This window comes from Streptomyces venetus (assembly GCF_039540295.1).
GTDB classification, from domain to species: domain Bacteria; phylum Actinomycetota; class Actinomycetes; order Streptomycetales; family Streptomycetaceae; genus Streptomyces; species Streptomyces venetus.
On the sequence record NZ_BAABET010000030.1, the window covers coordinates 1 to 1232 of the forward strand.

Sequence of the window (1232 nt, forward strand, 5' to 3'; positions counted from 1 at the left end):
AGACGTCATCTCATTTGGTTGCCTCGGTAGGCTATCGGTCGTGGTGGCGATTGTTGAGCGGCTGGTGCCGGACGAATTGTGGGAGTTGTTCCAGCGGGTGGTGCCGGAGGCGCCTTCGCGGCCTCAGGGTGGCGGCCGTCGCCGGCATGGCGACCGTGAGGTGCTGGCCGCGATCGTGTTCGTGGCCACGTCGGGCTGCACGTGGCAGCAGTTGCCCGCTGCGTCGTTCGGTCCGTCGGGGGCGACGGCTCACCGCCGTTTTGCCGAGTGGACGAAGGCCAGGGTGTGGGCCAAGCTCCATCGCCTGGTCCTCGATGAACTCGGCTCCCGCGGCGAGTTGGACTGGTCCCGCTGCGCGATCGACTCGGTGAACATGCGGGCCCTGAAAAGGGGGACCTGACAGGCCCGAATCCTGTCGACCGGGGCAAGTACGGATCGAAGATCCATTTGATCACCGAGCGGACGGGTCTGCCCCTGTCCGTCGGAATCTCAGGGGCGAACCTGCACGACAGCCAGGCACTGATCCCCTTGGTGAAGGGCATACCTCCGGTCCGTTCTCGCCGCGGGCGGCGACGACGCAGGCCGGACAAGCTCCACGCAGACAAGGGCTACGACTACTCTCACCTGCGCCGATGGTTACGAGGGCGCGGCATCGGGCACCGTATCGCCCGCAAGGGGACCGAGACCTCGCAGCGGCTTGGCCGCCACCGCTGGACCATCGAGCGAACCATGTCCTGGCTCGCCGGCTGCCGCCGCCTCCACCGTCGCTATGAGCGCAAGGCCGAGCACTTCCTCGCCTTCACGAGCATCACCTGCACCCTCATCTGTTATCGGCGGCTCGTCTGCTGATGTGGGCCTGCAGAAGTTTCATCGCCAGGTCGTGGCCGTAGTGATTGGCCATGTCCATGGGGGTGCGGCCGTCTGGGTCTGCGAGCTCCGGATCAGCCCCGAAGGCCAGCAGCACGGCGGTGGTGTGCACAGTCAACGGCTGCCCGCTCTGCAAGGAGCCATCACCCTCGGCCTCGATCGCGTGCGTCAGCAGCGTCATGTTGCTGAAGACCTCGTCAGGATCGGAACCAGCGGCCAGCAACCGGGCCAGGGCCTCAGCATCCTCCTGCTCGACCGCTTGATGCGCGGGTGTCCAGTAGTCGCTCACCACGACATTCAACCGTCCCCACAGCACGCCTGCCAGCGACTATCTACCCCATCAGCCACCAATTGAGATGACGTCT

General features: G+C 65.7%; 2 protein-coding genes. One reads left to right on the top strand and one right to left on the bottom strand.

Features of this window, described 5'->3' with window-relative positions; genetic code table 11:
• The first annotated feature begins 49 nt into the window (after positions 1–49).
• Positions 50–849, top strand: a protein-coding gene (locus tag ABEA82_RS38575) for an IS5 family transposase (protein ID WP_345666428.1) whose coding sequence is annotated in 2 segments (ribosomal slippage) — positions 50–389 and positions 389–849 — 801 coding nt in all. Because the reading frame shifts where the segments join, the coding sequence is not laid out codon by codon here.
• Here ABEA82_RS38575 and ABEA82_RS38580 read toward each other — a convergent pair.
• Positions 821–1156, bottom strand: coding sequence for an ankyrin repeat domain-containing protein (locus ABEA82_RS38580; protein ID WP_345666427.1), 336 nt, complete (start codon positions 1154–1156; stop codon positions 821–823). The two genes, ABEA82_RS38575 and ABEA82_RS38580, sit on opposite strands and share 29 nt — an antisense overlap.
• Between the last annotated feature and the right edge of the window lie 76 nt (positions 1157–1232).